Source organism: Pseudomonas sp. TZ252, from assembly GCF_056110345.1.
In genome coordinates this window covers 5,315,643-5,332,864 of sequence record NZ_CM148566.1, presented here as the reverse complement: position 1 = coordinate 5,332,864, position 17,222 = coordinate 5,315,643, and the positions used below count along the sequence as shown (strand labels likewise).

Here is a 17,222-nt window from a genome sequence, read left to right as displayed (position 1 = left end):
TCTCATCGGACTGAAGGGAGATTATTGGCGAGAGGACTGCGGCGCATAACCTGGCAGAACTGAACGTATCGTTGAATGGAATTCAACGACACCCAAGCCGGGCGGGAATCGCCCGGGCGAGGCAGCATTCCCGGTGGCCCGCTCCTCGCCGCTCGCCGGAAAGCGAGCGGCTCGGCCAGGGGAAACGGCGTTAGCCGCGCCGCACGCGCAGGCGCTCGGCGTGGTAGATCAACGGCCCATGCTGGTCCTCGGCACCGCTGGGGTCGTCCAGCAGCACGCCGGTGATGCGGCCCTGGCGGAACAGCAGGCGGATCGCCAGCAGGTTGGCCCTGGGGTCGCCCTTGAGATCATGGAGGGAACGCGGGGTGTCGGCATCCAGCTGACAAAACACCGATTCGAGCAAAACATCGGAAGGTTCTAACGCCATGCAGTCGTATCCGTCGAGAAGTACCGGTCACCTTGCCTTGCACTGGGTGCCGGTCAAAGCCCATCCCTGGAAAAACGCCTTTCCGCGCATTGAAACAATGCGCAACGATTTTCCTCGCGACGCAGTGTCGCCTACCGCCAGAGCCGTTGCCAAGAGCCGTACATCCCTGCGGCGTGCCCCTGCGACAACGTTGCAATACTTTCTTCACACGAGTTCCGCTACAAAGGTATCTCGCCGGAACCGAGGGTTCCTTTGTCCACCCACCCATAACCGAGAAAGCAAGCGGAGGCACCCATGAACCACACTGCATCGATCCCCGCCCTGCCCACGGCCTATGACCTGCTGAACACCCGCATCCAGCGCATCATCCACGCCCCGGCCGCGCAACAGGCCTGCCAGGCCTGCATTTCCCGATTGCCCGGCGAAGACGAGGGCGACTGGGCCCACCTGCTGGAAAGCTTCGACCGTTCCAACCAGTGGCTGCTCGACCCGCAGCGCGACGGCAGCATCGTCCTGCGCTGGAGTTCCGCCGCCTGATCCTGTTTGCCGCGCGGCCGTCGAGCCGCGCGGCTTGCGCTCTTCCCTTCCCTTCCATTCGCTGTTCGCGGCTATCGCGGATAGCTTCCCGGCAACAGGATGTCCCGGCCGACCTCGCGGATGTCGGTATGGCCGCAGAAGGCCATGGTCAGGTCCAGCTCGCGGGCTATGATCTCCAGCGCCCGCGTCACTCCGGCCTGCCCCAGCGCGCCCAGCCCGTAGAGATAGGGACGGCCGATCATGGTCCCGCGCGCACCGAGGGCGATGGCCTTGAGCACGTCCTGCCCGGAACGGATGCCGCTGTCGAGCCAGACCTCGATGCGCTCGCCCACCGCCTCGACGATCGCCGGCAGCGCGCTGATGGTCGAGGGCGCGCCGTCCAGTTGGCGTCCGCCATGGTTGCTGACGACCAGCGCATCGGCGCCGGAGTCGGCGGCCAACCGCGCATCCTCGGCATCGAGAATGCCCTTGAGTACCAGCTTGCCGCCCCAGCGCCGCTTGATCCATTCGACGTCGCCCCAGTTCAGCCGCGGGTCGAACTGGCGGGCGGTCCACTCGGACAGCGAGCCCATGTCGTCGACACCCTTGACGTGACCGACGATGTTGCCGAAACCGCGACGCCGGGTGCCGAGCATGCCCAGCGCCCAGCGCGGCTTGGTGGCGATGTTCAGCAGGTTGGCCAGGGTCGGCCGCGGCGGCGCCGAGAGACCGTTCTTCAGGTCCTTGTGGCGCTGGCCGATGATCTGCAGGTCGAGGGTCAGCACCAGCGCGTCGCAGCCGGCGGCCTTGGCACGGTCGATCAGGCGTTCGATGAAATCGCGGTCGCGCATCACGTAGAGCTGGAACCAGAACGGCTGGCCGACTTCCGTGGCGATGTCCTCCAGGGAACAGATGCTCATAGTCGACAGGGTGTAGCGCACGCCGAACTCGGCGGCGGCGCGGGCGGCGAGGATCTCGCCGTCGGCATGCTGCATGCCGGCCAGCCCGGTGGGCGCGATGGCCACCGGCATGGCCATCTCCTGGCCGAGCATGCGAGTGCGCAGCGAGCGGTTCTCGATATTCCGCGCGACCCGCTGGCGCAGCTTGATCGCGGCGAAGTCGTCCTGGTTGGCGCGGTAGGTGCCTTCGCTCCAGGAACCGGAGTCGGCGTAGTCGTAGAACATCCGCGGCACGCGCTTGCGCGCCAGGCGGCGCAGGTCTTCGATATCGGTGATGACGCTCATGCAGTCCACTCCTTCGGGGGTGGCTGGATGGTAGAGCGCGACGTACCGCCGCAGGCGGAATAATTGTCGGCATCGGCGGAAGGAAATTCCGCCGTTTCAGTCGTCCGCCGCCGGAAGGAATTCCCTGCCCTGGGCCACCGCCTCGCGGCAGATCGCCGCCAGCCAGGCGGCGAAACGCTGACTGGCCGGCGAGGCCTGGTGGCTGCGCAGGTGGTAATGGTGGGTGGGCGCCGAACGCAGCGGGAACAGCACCACCAGCCGCCCCTCGGCAAGCCAGGCGCGCGCCAGCGAGGGTCGCGCGAGGGCCACGCCCTGGCCGTTGGCGGCGGCTTCCAGGGTCATGCCCAAATCGAGCAGGCGCGGCCCGGCGCAGGGCTCCGGCCAGTCCAGCCCGGCCACGCGGAACCACGGCTGCCAGGGCTCCAGCGGCGAGCGCAGCAACGGCAGGCCGGCGAGCATGGCTGGCGTCCAGGGCCGCGGCAGGCCGAGCAGCAGCCCCGGCGCGGCCATCGGTAGCACGCGCTCCTCCAGCAGCCGCTCGCCGGCCGCCACGCCATGGCTGTCGCCGCGCACCTCGACATCGGCCAGCGGCAGGTCCTGGCCGTCCGAAGGACTCGACAGGAGAATCTCCAGCTCGATTTCCGGACAGGCCTCGGCGAAGGACGCCAGGCGCGGAATCAGGATCTGCCGGGCGAAGGTCGGCGGCGTGCGCAGGGTCAGCCGCTGCTGGCGCTGGACCTGGCGACGATGCAGCGGAACCGCCGCGAGCTGGGCGAGGATCGGCGCGATCTGTTCGAGGTACTCGCGGCCGTGGGAGGTCAGCGCCAGCGAGCGGCCGTCGCGCTGCAACAGGCTCACCCCGAGCATCCCCTCGAGACCGGAAACCCGCTTGCTGGCGGCGCTGCCGGTGATCGACAGGAGTTCGGCGGCGCGCTCGAAGGTACCCAGCCGGGCAGCCGCTTCGAACGCCTGCAACGCTTCGATGGAAGGAAAACGGAAATCGTCGGGATTGAGCATGGGGCAGACTTTACCCGCTGCCCGAGATCAGGGATACCGCGTCAGAGCCGCTGCTCGTTGGCCGCGGCGCGGCGCTCGGGCGCCGCGGAACCGGCGGCACCGCCCCAGGAAGCCTTGCCGGGGCTGTAGACATCCTGTTCGTCGAGGGTCACCAGGCCGCTTTCCACCAGGCGCCCGAGGACCTGGCGGATGCTCACCAGGGACAGCGGCGTACCGGTTTCGGAGAGACGCCGGTGCAGGGTGCGGATCGGCACCCGGCCCTGCTCCCCCGAGGCTTCCCAGAGCGCATCGATCACTTTCAGCCGGGCCAGGCTCATCTTCAGGCCGGCCTCCTTCAACATCTGTTTGACGGGCGAATGGGTCATCGTGACGCTCCTTTCGTGGACGAGTGGGTAGCGGGTCCCCGCCGAAGCCGAGCATCCCTGCTCGCTGCCTGCACGTGTTCCCTGGAACCGGGCGGCTGTGGGCCGCCTCTATGGTTAAAGACGAACGAGCGCGGAAAAACCGTCAGTTTTTTTCCCATCAGATCTGATAGGCATTGCTTATCATTCGCGAATGCTTAGCCGTTGCAGTTGCGGGTCGGCGTCGATCTGCCTGTCGCTGAACGGCAAGGTCTGCCATTGCTGGCGGGAAAACAGCTCGGTCTGGTCGCGGTAGTGCGGCGAGCGCGGATCGCTGGACTGGGAGAAAGCCAGCAACCCGCGAGCCTTGGGCCCTTCCTCGGGGAAGGTCACCAGCTGGATGTAGCTGGTGCCGCCGACCACCTCCAGGTGGTCGCCCTTGCGGACGCTCTGGATCGCGTTGTAGACCCCGAAATGGCCATCGCCGCCGGGAATCGCGATGCGTTCCTGGCCACGGGTACTCACTTGCAGGTCGCCCCAGCGCGCGCCGTCGGGAATCCCACTCTTCTCCACCTCCGCCGCCGCGTCCGCCAGCGCCTGGCGCACCTGGGTCGCCACCTGCGGCCGGTCGAGGGCGATGCCTTGCGGCGTATCCAGGGGACGTTGCGCATCGAACGGTTCCTTCCACGCGCCGTCGAGTTCGGCGAAGCGTTGCATGAAGCGCTGGAAGTAGACGAAGCCGCTGCCGCTGTCGAGGTTGGCGCCACGGTCCCACTGCGCCAGGGCCGCGCAGGCACGGGCAAGGGAATTCTCGCCCTGGTTGTCGCGGCACAGGCGGAGCAGGTCCGGCAGCACCTGGTCGGCGCTGAAGACATGGTTGGCGGTGACCATCTCCTCGAGCGTCTTCGCCTCCAGCGGCTGCTTGCCCTGTAGCCGGCTCAGGGCGTAGCGCGCCCGCGGACCGATGGGCTTCTCCTGGCTGACCAGGGGCGAGAAGCCCTGCAGCGGGCTCGCCGGGTTGGTCAGCCAGGCGCTGTCGTTGGAGTTCTGCACGAAGTCCCTGCGCAACAGCACCGGCAGTTGCGCCGCCGGGGTGATGCCAGCCTGGGCCGCGGCCGGGTCGCGGCTCCAGGCACAGCGGCTGTCCTGCCCCTGGAGGGCCGGCAGGCCTTCGGCGACCAGTTGCGGAATGGCGCAGGCGGGAATCAGTTCCGGCTTCAGGTAGGGCACCACCGACAGGTTCATGTACAGGGCGTTGCCCTGCTCGTCCGCGGCCAGGGTGTTGACCCAGGGGATCCCCTGTAGCGCCTCGACGCGCCGGCGCAGGTCGGCGACGTCGCTGGCCTGGTTGATCGAGTACCACTGTTGCAGTACCCGGGTGTTCTCCAGGTTGGCGTCACGCAGCGCATAGGCCTCGCTGCGGTTCCAGTCCAGCTTGCCGGGCCAGACCACCAGCGGGCCGTAGATCGACTGGTAGACCTTGTGCTCGACGCGCGACAGCTTGCCGTCGGCGCCGCGCACCTCGATCGCGACGGACTTCTCCTCCAGCGGCAGCGAACGACCGTCGACCAGGTAGCGCCGCGGGTCCTTCGGGTCCAGCGCCAGGCGATACAGGGTGAAGTGGCTGGAGGTATCCACCGTGTGGGTCCAGGCCAGGTGGCGGCTGAAGCCGATGTTGACCACCGGCAGGCCGGGCAGCGAGGCCCCCATCACGTCGAGCCGGCCGGGAATGGTCAGGTGCATCTGGTAGAAACGCATCGCGCCGTTCCAGGGGAAGTGCGGGTTGGCCAGGAGCATGCCCTTGCCGTCCGCCGAACGTTCGCTGCCAACGGCAATGGCGTTGCTGCCGCGCTCCAGGCGGAAGCGCTGGCGCCGCTGCTCGGCGACCTGGAACGCCTGCTCGCCGCTCAAGGCGACCTTCTCCGCTCCGGGCGGCGCGGCGGCCACCAGCGCGTCGGCGAACTGGCCGACCCCGCCTTCGACCAGCAGGCGCCGGGTCAGGCGCAGCAGGTCATCGGTCGCGATGGCCCGCAGCCAGGGCTGGCCAAGGCAACTGGTGGTCTTGCCGTCGGCCTCGCGGAGGAAGCGGTTGAAACCGGCGGCGTAGCCTTCGAGCAACTGGCGTACCGCGGGCGTCTGCGCCTGCCAGAAGGCTTGCAGCGCCTCGGGCTGGTTGAGCCAGGCGTAGAAGATGTCGGACGGCAGGTTGTCCAGCTCGGCCGACGACTTGCCCTCGCTGCCGAAATAGCGCGCCCGCTCGCCGCGCGCGGTGACGATCTCCTCGGCCAGCAGGCAGGCGTTGTCGCGCGCGTAGGCGTAGCCGATGCCATAGCCCAGGCCGCGCTCATCCTTGGCCCGGATGTGCGGCACGCCATAGGCGGTCCAGCGGATGTCCGCGGCCAGCCCGGTCGGCCGCGGCATATCGGCCTGGACCGGCATCATCGAACCCAACAGCATGCCGGCCAGGCCGGTCAGTACGGTACGCATCCCCATCGATGTCGTTTCTCTGCAAAGTGGTGGCCGGAACGGCCGGGACATGCAACGAAAACGCCCTGCGTGCCGGGCATCCCCTGGCGGGGAAACGGGCAACACAGGGCGTGGCGGCGTGGCGCCGATCAGCTGGCCAGGGCGTGCTCGTGCAGGGCGCGGGCCGGAGCGCCGGGCTTCAGGTGCTGGTACAGGGAGCCGGAGATTTCCTCGGCACGTACCGGCAGCACCGACAGCAGGGTGTCGCTGAGGCCATGGCTGGCCTGGCTGAAGCCCTGCGCGTAGATCGCCACCTTGCAGCGCTCGTCGGTCTGCAGGCGGTAGTCGCGGCCGATCTCGTGGTCGCCGAGGTACTCCGCCAGCGGTTCGAGCAGTTGGCGGTGCAACTGGCGCTCATAGCCGGTGGCCAGGATCACTGCGTCGTAGGTCTCTACGCTTAGCTCGCCGCTACCGGCGTCGCGCAACGCCAGCTCGATGCCCTGGGCGGTGGCGGTCGCGCGCTCCACGGTGGTCATGCAACGGAAGGCGTGGCGCGGGATGCCGGAGACTTTCTGGCGGTAGAAGACGCCGTAGATGCGCTCGATCAGGTCGGTATCCACCACCGAATAGTTGGTGTTGTGGTATTCGCGCAGCAAACGCTCGCGTTCGGCATGTTCGCGGCTGTAGATGAGATCGGTGAACTTCGGCGCGAACACTTCGTTGACGAACGGGCTATCGTCCGCCGGCTTGAGCGCCGAGGCACGCAGGATCATGTCGGCCTGCACCGACGGGTAGCTGTCGTTGAGGTCGATGAAGGCCTCCGCCGCGCTCTGCCCGCCGCCGATAATGGCGATCTTCATCGGCTTGCCACTGCTGCAGGGCTGCTTGGCCATGTGTTCCAGGTACTGGCTGTGGTGGAACACCCGGCCGTCGCCCTTGAGCGCACGGAACACCTGCGGGATACGCGGGGTGCCGCCGGGACTGACCACCAGGGCGCGGGTGGTGCGCACCAGCTCCTCGCCGTCGGCGTTGCGCGAGATCACCCGCAGCGCCTCGACCTGGCCGGCGCTCAGCATCGGCTCGATGCGCAGGACCTCTTCGCCGTAGCGGCTCTGCTCCTGGAAGTGGCTGGCGACCCAGCGCAGGTAGTCGTTGAACTCCATCCGGCAGGGATAGAAGGTGCCCAGGTTGATGAAGTCGACCAGACGATCGTGCTTGTGCAGGTAGTTGACGAAGGAATACGGGCTGGTGGGGTTGCGCAGGGACACCAGGTCCTTGAGGAAGGAGATCTGCAACTCGCTCTGCGACACCAGGGTGTTGCCGTGCCAGCGGTAGTCGCCCTGCTTGTCCAGGAACAGCACTTCCAGGGCGCCCTGCGCCTGGGCCCGTTCCTGGAGGGCAATCGCCAGGGCGATATTGGAAGGGCCGAAGCCGACACCGATGAGATCGTGAACCACGGCGGTTGCAGTTGCCTGAGTCATTTCCAGTTCCTCTGGATTGGCCCCCTTTCAAGCGGGAGCGATAAGTCGAGAGCAGCCCTGGAGGGCCATCTGTTGACTAGGAACGAGGACAGGGAAATGAAATTTAAGCGTTGCCGAGCACGAATAGCGAAATCAGTCGGCTTCCCATTCGCGCATGCGCACCCGACAGTGCTTCATCGCGTTGACGATGTGCTTTTCCACCAGGCTGCGGGAAATATTGAGATGTTCGGCGATCTGCGAATGGGACAGGCCGTCCAGCTTGCGCAACAGGAAGGAACTGCGGCAGATGGCCGGCAACTCGGCCAGCGCGCGCTGCAGGTTGTCCAGGCGCTGCCCCTGGTCGACCACCGTCTGCGGCGAGGGACTGGCCAGGCCCTCCTCGTCGTCCAGGACCTCCAGGGGTTCCGCCCGGCGCACCCGGCTGCGACGGTGCTCGTCCACCGCCAGGTTGAGCGCCGTCCGGTACAGAAAAGCCTTCGGATGCTCGATCTGCGCTTGACTGGAGCGCTCCAGAACGCGCAAATACGCGTCGTGGGCGACATCCGCCGCTGCGTGTCGATCCCCGAGCCTGGCACTGAGGAATCGCAGCAGCTCCCGATAATGGTTTTCCAAGACGACTCCTGCTCGCTGCCTCTACGGCACTGTCCTTCCAAGGGCGGGATCGCCTGCCGGCGACATTGGCAGTATGAAATCATTAAATTTATAATAATTCTCATCAAGCTTTAAAGCCTTGTTTCGCTCGCAGCGCAATCCGAAGGCATAACTGGAACCCTCGATGAAGACACCCTCTCCCGCCGACAGCGACACCCTTGTGCAGGACGCCGCGCATTGGTGCATGCGCCTGCACGCCGAGGACCTCTCCGAGGAAGAGCGTGGCGAGTTCCAGCGCTGGCTGGCAGCCGATCCCCGGCACGCCGCCGAATACGCAGAAATGGAGGAGATCTGGGCGCTCAGCGAACTGCTGCCGCGAACGCCGGCGCCCGAGCTTCGCAACCACGCCGCAACCCGCCCGCTCGGCCGTCGCCGCAGGGGCTGGAAGAGCCAGGCACGCGCCGCCGCCCTCGCCCTGCTTATGTTACCGACGGCCGGCTACCTCGGCTGGCTGCAAGGCTGGATTCCTTCCAACTACCAGCGCTACGAGGCCGAGGGCAACGTCAGGCATGCCGTTCTTCCCGACGGCAGCGAGGTCGAACTGGACCTCAATACGCAGCTGAGCTTCGCCAATTTCAAGGACATCCGCCGGGTTTCCCTGGACAGGGGCGAGGCCTACTTCCATGTCACCCACGACAGCGCGCACCCCTTCGTGGTCAAGGCCGGCAACGGCTCGATCACCGTCACCGGCACCCGCTTCAACGTCTGGAAGTACCAGGACAACGTGGTAGTCACCGTCACCGAGGGCTCGGTGAAGGTCCGCAGCGAAGGCTCGGGCAACGACAGCAGCCTGACTCCCGGCATGCAGGCCAGCTACTATCCGGGCCTGCTGCAACCGTTGGTCGAAGCCGTGGATACCCGCCAGACGCTAGCCTGGCGCGAGGGCCGCCTGGTACTCGACGACCTGCCCCTGTCCAAGGCCCTGCCGCTGATCAACCGCTACCTCGACGCTCCGCTGGTCCTGGGCGACAGGAGCGCTGCGAAACTGCGCATTGGCGGGATCTACAGCACCCGCGACATCCACAGCCTGGTCGACGCCCTGCCGAAAGTCCTGCCCGTGGACCTGGAACATCGCGAGGACGGCAGCATCCGCATCAGCAGCCGTTACGCCCAGCTCTGAACCCAGGTTAAATTTAGCCGCCCTGGCCTCGTATATCTGGCAGTGCCCAGCCTGCCGATCCAGCGGCGGCGGTCTCTCCACGCACCGGCCGGATTCCCGAATGAGACGAACCCGTAGTACTCGTCGCGCACTGCTCGTCGCAGTCTGCCTCAGCCCCCTGATCGCCCTGGCCGCCTGGCAGGCCTATCCGTTCCGCAGCAACAGCTTCGACACCGTGAGCGTCAGCCGCGGCAGCATCGAGAGCAGCGTCTCGGCGCTCGGCACCCTGCAACCGCGGCGCTACGTCGACGTCGGCGCCCAGGCCTCCGGGCAGATCCGCAAGTTGCACGTCGAGGCCGGGGACGATGTGACGGAAGGCCAGTTGCTGGTCGAGATCGACCCCTCCACCCAGCAGGCCAAGGTCGATGCCGGCCGCTATTCGATCGAGATGCTCAAGGCCCAGCTGGCCGAGCAACGTGCCCAGTACACCCTCGCCCGCCAGCAGTACCAGCGCCAGCAGCGGCTGGCCGCCGGCGGCGCGACGCGTACCGAGGACGTGCAGAGCGCCCAGGCGCAGATGCTCGCCACCCAGGCGCGGATCGAGATGTACCAGGCGCAGATCCGCCAGGCCCAGGCCTCGTTGCGCAGCGACGAAGCCGAACTCGGCTATACCCGCATCTACGCGCCGATGTCCGGCACGGTGGTGGCGGTCGATGCGCGCGAAGGCCAGACCCTCAATGCCCAGCAGCAGACCCCGTTGATCCTGAGGATCGCCAAATTGTCGCCGATGACCGTCTGGGCCCAGGTTTCGGAAGCCGACATCGGCCGGGTCAAGCCCGGCATGCCGGCCTACTTCACGACCCTCAGCGGCGAAGGCCGGCGCTGGACCGGCAAGGTCCGGCAGATCCTCCCGGTGCCACCCAAGCCGCTGGACCAGAGCAACCAGGGCGGCGGCAGCCCCACCAGCGGCAGCGGCGGGCAGAGCGGCAGCGGCCGGGTGGTGCTGTATACCGTGCTGGTCGACGTGGACAACGGCGACCACCAACTGATGGCGGAAATGACCGCCCAGGTGTTCTTCGTCGCCGCCACCGCGGAAAACATCCTCACCGCGCCGGTCGCCGCCATCCACGACGACGGCAAGGGCGGCCAGGTCGCCTGGGTGGTCGGCAGCAACGGCAAGCCGCAGAGCCGCCAGATCAGGACCGGCATCAGCGACCGCCTGCGGGTACAGGTGCTTGCCGGCCTGGAGGAAGGCGACCGCCTGTTGATGGCCGCTCCCGACGGCAGCGACAGCTGATGGAAAACGCCACGCACCCCGTCCCCCTGATCGAACTGCGCGACATCCGCAAGCGCTACGGCGGCAATGGCACCCCGGAAGTCGAGGTACTCAAGGGCGTATCGCTGTCGATCCACGCCGGCGAGTTCGTCGCCATCGTCGGCGCCTCCGGCTCCGGCAAGTCGACCCTGATGAACATCCTCGGCTGCCTCGACCGGCCCAGCTCCGGCAGCTACCACTTCGCCGGCCACGACGTCGCCGAACTGGACAGCGACGAGCAGGCCTGGCTGCGCCGCGAGGCATTCGGCTTCGTGTTCCAGGGCTATCACCTGATCCCCTCCGCCTCGGCCCAGGAAAACGTCGAGATGCCGGCGATCTACGCCGGCATCCCGGCGAGCGAGCGGCACACCCGAGCGCGGGCCCTGCTCGAACGCCTGGGCCTGGCCGAGCGCACCGCCAACCGTCCGCACCAGTTGTCCGGCGGCCAGCAGCAGCGGGTGTCGATCGCCCGCGCGCTGATGAACGGCGGCCATATCATCCTCGCCGACGAACCCACCGGCGCCCTCGACAGCCACAGCGGCGCGGAAGTCATGGCGCTGCTCGACGAGCTGGCCAGCCAGGGCCACGTGGTGATCCTGATCACCCACGACCGCGACGTCGCCGCCCGCGCCAAGCGCATCATCGAGGTGCGCGACGGCGAGATCGTCAGCGACAGCGCCAACGACGAGCGCCCGGCGCAACCGAGCGCCGGCGTCGAGCGCCACCTGCAGGCCGACGATCTCAGCCAGCGCCTCGCCGAGGGCAGCAGCGAACCTTCGGGGGCCTGGCGCGCCGAACTGCTGGAGGCGGTGCGCGCCGCCTGGCGGGTGATGTGGATCAATCGGTTCCGCACCGCGCTGACCCTGCTCGGGATCATCATCGGCGTCGCCTCGGTGGTGGTCATGCTCGCCGTCGGCGAGGGCAGCAAGCGCCAGGTGATGGCGCAGATGGGCGCGTTCGGCTCGAACATCATCTATCTCAGCGGCTACTCGCCGAACCCGCGCGCGCCGATGGGCATCGTCAGCAGCGACGACGTCGCCGCCATCGCCACCCTGCCCCAGGTGAAGAAGGTCATGCCGGTGAACGGCGGCGAGCTGGTGGTGCGCTACGGCAACATCGACTACCACGCCTACGTCGGCGGCAACAACACCGACTTCCCGGAAATCCTCAACTGGCCGGTGGCCGAGGGCAGCTACTTCACCGAGCGCGACGAAGACGCCGCCACCACGGTCGCGGTGATCGGCTACAAGGTGCGCAAGAAGCTGTTCGGCAGCGCCAACCCGATCGGCCGCTACATCCTCATCGAGAACGTGCCGTTCCAGGTCATCGGCGTGCTCGCCGAGAAAGGCTCCAGCTCCGGCGACAAGGATGCCGACAACCGCATCGCCATCCCCTACTCCGCTGCCAGCATCCGCCTGTTCGGCACGCGCAACCCCGAGTACGTGATCATCGCCGCCGCCGACGCCCAGCGCGTGCACCAGGCCGAACGCGCCATCGACCAGTTGATGCTGCGCCTGCACCGCGGCCAGCGCGACTACGAGCTGACCAACAACGCGGCGATGATCCAGGCCGAGGCGAAGACCCAGAACACCCTGTCGCTGATGCTCGGCTCGATCGCCGCGATCTCCCTGCTGGTGGGCGGGATCGGCGTGATGAACATCATGCTCATGACCGTGCGCGAACGCACCCGCGAGATCGGCATCCGCATGGCCACCGGCGCCCGCCAGGGCGATATCCTCCGCCAGTTCCTCACCGAGGCGGCGATGCTCTCGGTGGTCGGCGGCCTGGCCGGGATCGCCCTGGCCCTGTGCATCGGCGGCGTGCTGCTGCTCGGCCAGGTCGCGGTGGCCTTTTCCCTGTCGGCCATCGTCGGCGCCTTCAGTTGCGCGCTGGTCACCGGCCTGGTGTTCGGCTTCATGCCGGCGCGCAAGGCCGCCCAGCTGGACCCGGTGGCCGCCCTGGCCAGCCAATGACGGATATGTCCATGAAGAATCTCTCCCTGATTTCCGCCTGCCTGCTGCTCGGCGCCTGCGGCAGCACGCCGGCGCCCCTCGACAGCGGCCTGGCCGCGCCCAGCCAGTGGCGCTACCTGGCGGCCGGGCGCAGCGATGCCAGCGACATCCGCCAGTGGTGGAAGGCCTTCGGCGCGCCGGAACTGGACAGCCTGCTGCAACGCGCCCTGCTGAACAGCCAGGACCTCGGCGCGGCGGTGGCCCGCGTACGCCAGGCCCAGGCCTCGGCGGTGATCGCCGGCGCGCCGTTGCTGCCGGAGCTGAATGCGACGCTCGGCGCCAGCCGGCAGAAACTCCTGCGCGACTCGGGCTACAGCGGTACCGACGCGACCTCCGACAACGATGCCGTCGACTCCTTCTCCGCCGGCCTCAGCGCCAGCTACGAAGTGGACTTCTGGGGCGGTCGCCGGGCTGCCTACCGCAGCGCCCTGGAAAGCCTCAAGGCCAGCGAGTACGACCGCGCCACGGTAGAGCTGACCCTGCTCTCCGGCGTCGCCAACAGCTACCTGCAGGTATTGGCGCTGCGCGAACAGCAGCGCATCGCCAGGCTCAACCTGGACAACGCCGAGCACGTCCTGCGCCTGGTGGAGACCCGCCATGCCGCGGGCTCGGCCACCGCCCTGGAGGTCGCCCAACAGAGCAGCCTGGTCGCCAGCCAGCGCAAGCAGCTGCCGCTGCTCGAGCAGCAGGCCCATGAGGCGCTGATTACCCTGGCCACCCTGATCGGCGAGCCGGTGCAGGCGCTACAGGTGGCCGAGCGGCCTTTCGACAGCCTGCGCTGGCCGGAGACCGGAGCGGGCCTGCCGAGCGAACTGCTCAGCCGCCGTCCCGATATCGCCAACGCCGAAGCGCAACTGGCCGCGGCCCAGGCCGACGTGCAGGTGGCGCGCGCGGCGCTGTTCCCCAAGCTGACCCTGAGCGCCTCGCTGTCGTCCGGCGCCAACCGCGCCGCCGACACTTTCCGCAACCCCTATTACAACCTGGGCGCCAACCTGCTCGCCCCGATCTTCAACCACGGCCGCCTGCGCGCCGAGCGCGACCGCAGCCTGGCGCGCCAGGAAGAACTGCTGGAAACCTACCGCAAGGCGATCCTCACCGCCTTTGCCGACACCGAACGCTCGCTGAACAGCATCGACGGCCTCGACCGCCAGCTGCACTGGCAGCAGCAGGAGCTGGAGCAGGCGCAGCGCGCCTTCGATCTCTCCGACAGCCGCTACCAGGCCGGCGCGGAAACCCTGCTGACGGTCCTCGAAACGCAACGCACGCTGTACGCGGCGCAGGATGCCGCCGTGCAACTGCGACTGGCCCGCCTGCAGGCCTCGGTCGGCCTGTACAAGGCCCTCGGCGGCGGCTGGCAGAGCGACCGCCAGGGTCTCGCGCGGAAAGACTGAGGCCCGCGTTGCGCGGGCCTCCTCCATCCTTACTCGCTCTTTCGCCGCTCAGCGCCTGAGCTGGTCGCGCGCCAGCTTCAGGTTGCGCGCGTACCAGGGCCGCCGCGGCGCACGCTTGAGCCAGCCGCTCAACCGGTCTTCTTCGCTGAAGATGATGCGTACCGCCAGCTTCATGGTTTCCACGTCCAGCTCCACCGAATTGCTGCTCGCCTGCAGATCCGACAGGCCGCAACCATGGGTCGCCGGGCCGAGCCAAGGGTCGTCCACCTCCACCCAGCGCCCAGCCGCAAACCAGGGAATACCCTGCACCTCTCGACGCCGCACTTCGCCGGGATGGAAACGCTCGTGGGCACGGTACCAATCCTCGATACGGTCGTCGATCCAGCCATGGAAGGACCAGAACACGGGATTCACATGGGACGAGAACGGATCGCCGAGGAAATCGTTCTCCGGGCGGAACCAGCGCGGCGAGAAATCCGACGGGACGCGGTCGCCCATGACCGGCGACCCGTTGGATGGGTCGCGGGTCACGGTCGCCCAGCGCATATGCAACCAATCGTGCATACCCAGCTCCATCTCCGAGCCGAACTGTCCCAGGGTCAACTTCGCCAGATATTCCGGATCCTGGTACTGCGACTCCCAGGCCAGGAAATTGGAATGGTACGCTTCTACGCTTTTCAACCCACGCAGCCATTCGCTGTATTCGTCGTCCCCGACCGCTACCCAGGCCGGCGGCACGGAGAAACCATCTGGATTGTCGAAGTAGCGGATGAAGCCGGGACGATCGAATTCCAGCGGAACCGCGGGGCGCGGCAAACGCCTCCAGGATGGCAGGTCTTGCATGGATCGTGCGGTATGCAGCATATGCCGATGCATGAAAAGGAAGTCGATACCAGAAGCGTTGCGATCCTTTCTTGGCCCCCGCGCATCGCGCTCCCGGTCCAGCGGGCCAGGCTGCCAGCCCACCCCACGCAACGCATTGCGCTGCTTCTCCGACAGTTGATGCCACTTGTCCCGCGAGGCGTGCCATAGCTGGTGGAACAACCGGTGCTGCGGCGACACTAACCATCCCAGCAATTTCTCGTTGAGAGCGATGCGTTCGCGAGCTGGCGGAAAGTGTCGCTTGACCGCTACGAAGCGGAAATCTTCCTCCGGCAGCCCCGGAGAACGATCCAGGCGCAAGATATGCCCGCTCAGCGTGCCGTCCCCGGCATTGGCGAAATTATCCCAGACTTCATCAAAGACTGCGGAGCAGTCATGGGTCGGCGCCATCGACGCCGAAGCCTGGTCGACCAGGCGCCAGCGAATTCGCGCCGAACTGGCTCCAACGAGGTCGCCGCTCACACGGAACCTGGGCTCATCGCTCGACAGCAGTCGTGTAGGAGTATCGAGATAGCCAATCAGGCCACGCCCCTTGGGAGCGACATCCAGCACCATTTGCAAGCCTTCCGCCGGCAGGCCGGGCAAGCCAGCATCAGCACCGACCAGACGCAGGTCCCACACCCCACGCAAGCGACCACCCAGGCGCATACCCGCGGTATCGGCCAGATCGAGCACGGCCTCGTCGGCCGTGGGCGGTTCCTCTTCTTCGCGGGCCAAGTGACGGCGGGTGTAGTAAGCCACCGGCAACGCCGCCGCTCCGGTCAGCGCCAAGCCGGCCATGAAACCTCGTCGAGAAACCGTCATCGTCCTACCTGTGTCAACCGCGAAGCCCGCTTTATCCAGCTAGAACGTTCCGTCCGTCGGCAAATTTACTGGCACGCCACCAAGCCTCGACACCATGGTCGAGAGGGGCCATGGCTAAATTTTCCCTCTCCCGCCTCGTTCCTCCCTGACAGGTGGGCCCGCTTCGACAGGCAACCGCCGGCGCTCCTCGATCTCGACCCTGACTGAGATGGCAATGACCAGACCACGTACAAGCAAGGCCCTCTACTTAGGCTTACCGATCCTCTTCATTACTCTCGTCGGCGCAGGCCTGCTGGCCTGGAAAGCTTTCGGGCCGAGCAGCGCCAGCTACCCACGCAAAGTCATGAAGCATGCAGAGGAATTGCAGGACCGCATCCTCTCCTTCGACAGCAAGATCACCGTTCCCCTGGATTTCGGTACGACCGGCAACGAAGTGGACAAAGACGGCCCCGGCCAGCTTGATCTGATCAAGGCTGGCCGGGGCCGCCTTTCGGGCGCCGCCCTGGCGATCTTCGGCTGGCCAGAAATGTGGAGCGGGCCCAATTCCCCCCACAAACCGACCCTGGGGTTCGTCGAAGAGGCTCGCCACCAGCAGGAAACCCGCTACAAGATCCTCACCGGCATGGTTCGCGATTTTCCCAACCGGATCGCTATCGCCTACTCGCCCGAAGACTTCCGACGGCTGGCCATGGAAGGCAAGTTCGCCGTAGTCATGAGCATGCTCAATGCCTATCCGCTTGGCGACGACCTTTCCCAACTGGACCGCTGGGCAGCCCGAGGCGTCCGAATGTTCGGCTTCAACTATGTCGGCAACAACAGTTGGTCCGATGCAGCTCGCCCCCTGCCGTTCTTCAACGACTCGCCGGACCCGCTGGGCGGCCTTTCGCCGCTGGGCAAGCAGGCGGTACAACGACTCAACGATCTGGGTGTGATCATCGACGTCTCGCAGATGTCGGGCAAGGCGCTGGAACAGGTAGCCGCGCTCAGTCGCGCGCCCATCGTCGCGTCACACTCGGCCCCACGAGCCCTGGTGGATATCAGACACAATCTCAGCGACCGGCAGATGCAACTGATCAAGGACAGCGGCGGTGTAATCCAGGTAGTTGGTTTCCCCGCCTATCTGCGCCCACTCAGCAAACCCACCCTGGAAAAGCTCAATGCGTTGCGTATCCGCTTCGATCTGCCCCCCCTGGAAAGCCTGGACTATGCCCTGATGCCGGGCGATCCGATCATCGCTATCTGGCCGGAGTCGAAGTTCGGTGAATACGCCAGCACGCTTTATGGAATCCTCGAAGAAGAACCAAAGGCAGGCCTCAAGGAACTGGTCGACGCCATCGACTACACGGTGAAGAAGGTAGGCATCGACCATGTCGGCATCGCCTCGGACTTCAACGACGGCGGCGGGCTGGATGGCTGGAAGGATGTCAGCGAGAACCGCAACGTCACCGCCGAGCTGATCATCCGCGGCTACTCCGACGCCGACATCGCCAAGCTATGGGGAGGTAACTTCCTGCGCGTCTGGGGCGAGGTACAGAAGCGCGCCAAGCCCATCTCCTCCCCCATCCAGCCGTAACGG

General features: G+C 66.8%; 14 protein-coding genes. 6 read left to right on the top strand and 8 right to left on the bottom strand.

Annotation, left to right across the window (positions count from 1 at the left end; genetic code table 11):
- Nucleotides 1-190: 190 nt before the first annotated feature.
- On the bottom strand, nt 191-427 hold the full coding sequence (locus ACYAF3_RS24690; protein WP_003104944.1) for a hypothetical protein: 237 nt from the start codon (nt 425-427) through the stop codon (nt 191-193).
- 294 nt (nt 428-721) lie between these two features.
- Here ACYAF3_RS24690 and ACYAF3_RS24685 point away from each other — a divergent pair, with 294 nt between their 5' ends.
- Nucleotides 722-964 carry a DUF1654 domain-containing protein gene (locus ACYAF3_RS24685; protein ID WP_003089526.1) on the top strand — a complete coding sequence of 81 codons (243 nt, stop codon included), beginning with the start codon at nt 722-724 and terminating at the stop codon, nt 962-964.
- Between the two features lie 71 nt (nt 965-1,035).
- Here the strand turns inward: ACYAF3_RS24685 and lldA are convergent, their stop codons facing one another.
- The 6 genes from lldA to fpvI all read right to left on the bottom strand — a co-directional run bounded on the left by lldA (nt 1,036) and on the right by fpvI (nt 8,104).
- Nucleotides 1,036-2,187, bottom strand: coding sequence for an L-lactate dehydrogenase LldA (lldA, locus tag ACYAF3_RS24680; RefSeq protein WP_003104946.1), 1,152 nt, complete (start codon nt 2,185-2,187; stop codon nt 1,036-1,038).
- A gap of 96 nt (nt 2,188-2,283) precedes the next feature.
- Nucleotides 2,284-3,204, bottom strand: a complete 921-nt coding sequence (locus tag ACYAF3_RS24675) for a LysR substrate-binding domain-containing protein (protein ID WP_003124571.1) — start codon at nt 3,202-3,204, stop codon at nt 2,284-2,286.
- Nucleotides 3,205-3,245: 41 nt separating this feature from the next.
- A complete protein-coding gene (locus ACYAF3_RS24670; protein ID WP_003089535.1) occupies nt 3,246-3,569 on the bottom strand; it encodes a transcriptional repressor in 324 nt (107 codons plus the stop codon).
- 180 nt (nt 3,570-3,749) lie between these two features.
- The gene (gene pvdQ / locus ACYAF3_RS24665) at nt 3,750-6,038 is read right to left on the bottom strand and encodes a bifunctional acylase PvdQ (RefSeq protein WP_003103624.1); all 2,289 of its coding nucleotides are present in this window, start codon (nt 6,036-6,038) and stop codon (nt 3,750-3,752) included.
- 122 nt (nt 6,039-6,160) lie between these two features.
- Entirely contained in the window at nt 6,161-7,492 is a 1,332-nt protein-coding gene (gene pvdA / locus ACYAF3_RS24660) for an L-ornithine N(5)-monooxygenase PvdA (protein ID WP_003103622.1), read from the bottom strand.
- A gap of 132 nt (nt 7,493-7,624) precedes the next feature.
- Entirely contained in the window at nt 7,625-8,104 is a 480-nt protein-coding gene (gene fpvI / locus ACYAF3_RS24655) for a pyoverdine signaling pathway sigma factor FpvI (protein WP_003103620.1), read from the bottom strand.
- Nucleotides 8,105-8,267: 163 nt separating this feature from the next.
- Between fpvI and fpvR the strand changes: the two genes are divergently transcribed.
- The 4 genes from fpvR (at nt 8,268) to ompQ (ending at nt 13,960) form a co-directional block, all read left to right on the top strand.
- The gene (gene fpvR, locus ACYAF3_RS24650; RefSeq protein WP_116350004.1) at nt 8,268-9,263 is read left to right on the top strand and encodes a pyoverdine signaling pathway anti-sigma factor FpvR; all 996 of its coding nucleotides are present in this window, start codon (nt 8,268-8,270) and stop codon (nt 9,261-9,263) included.
- Nucleotides 9,264-9,363: 100 nt separating this feature from the next.
- On the top strand, nt 9,364-10,539 hold the full coding sequence (pvdR, locus tag ACYAF3_RS24645; RefSeq protein WP_003089547.1) for a pyoverdine export/recycling transporter periplasmic adaptor subunit PvdR: 1,176 nt from the start codon (nt 9,364-9,366) through the stop codon (nt 10,537-10,539).
- A complete protein-coding gene (gene pvdT, locus ACYAF3_RS24640; protein WP_003139295.1) occupies nt 10,539-12,530 on the top strand; it encodes a pyoverdine export/recycling transporter ATP-binding/permease subunit PvdT in 1,992 nt (663 codons plus the stop codon). The genes pvdR and pvdT overlap by 1 nt, the downstream gene beginning before the upstream one ends.
- A gap of 5 nt (nt 12,531-12,535) precedes the next feature.
- Complete coding sequence (ompQ, locus tag ACYAF3_RS24635) at nt 12,536-13,960, top strand: pyoverdine export/recycling transporter outer membrane subunit OmpQ (protein ID WP_003120134.1); 1,425 nt, start codon at nt 12,536-12,538, stop codon at nt 13,958-13,960.
- A gap of 48 nt (nt 13,961-14,008) precedes the next feature.
- Here the strand turns inward: ompQ and pvdP are convergent, their stop codons facing one another.
- Nucleotides 14,009-15,646, bottom strand: coding sequence for a pyoverdine maturation tyrosinase PvdP (gene pvdP / locus ACYAF3_RS24630; protein WP_031755553.1), 1,638 nt, complete (start codon nt 15,644-15,646; stop codon nt 14,009-14,011).
- A gap of 214 nt (nt 15,647-15,860) precedes the next feature.
- Between pvdP and pvdM the strand changes: the two genes are divergently transcribed.
- Nucleotides 15,861-17,219: a pyoverdine-tailoring dipeptidase-like protein PvdM gene (pvdM, locus tag ACYAF3_RS24625; protein ID WP_012614138.1), complete on the top strand. Its 1,359-nt coding sequence runs from the start codon at nt 15,861-15,863 to the stop codon at nt 17,217-17,219.
- Nucleotides 17,220-17,222: the final 3 nt, after the last annotated feature.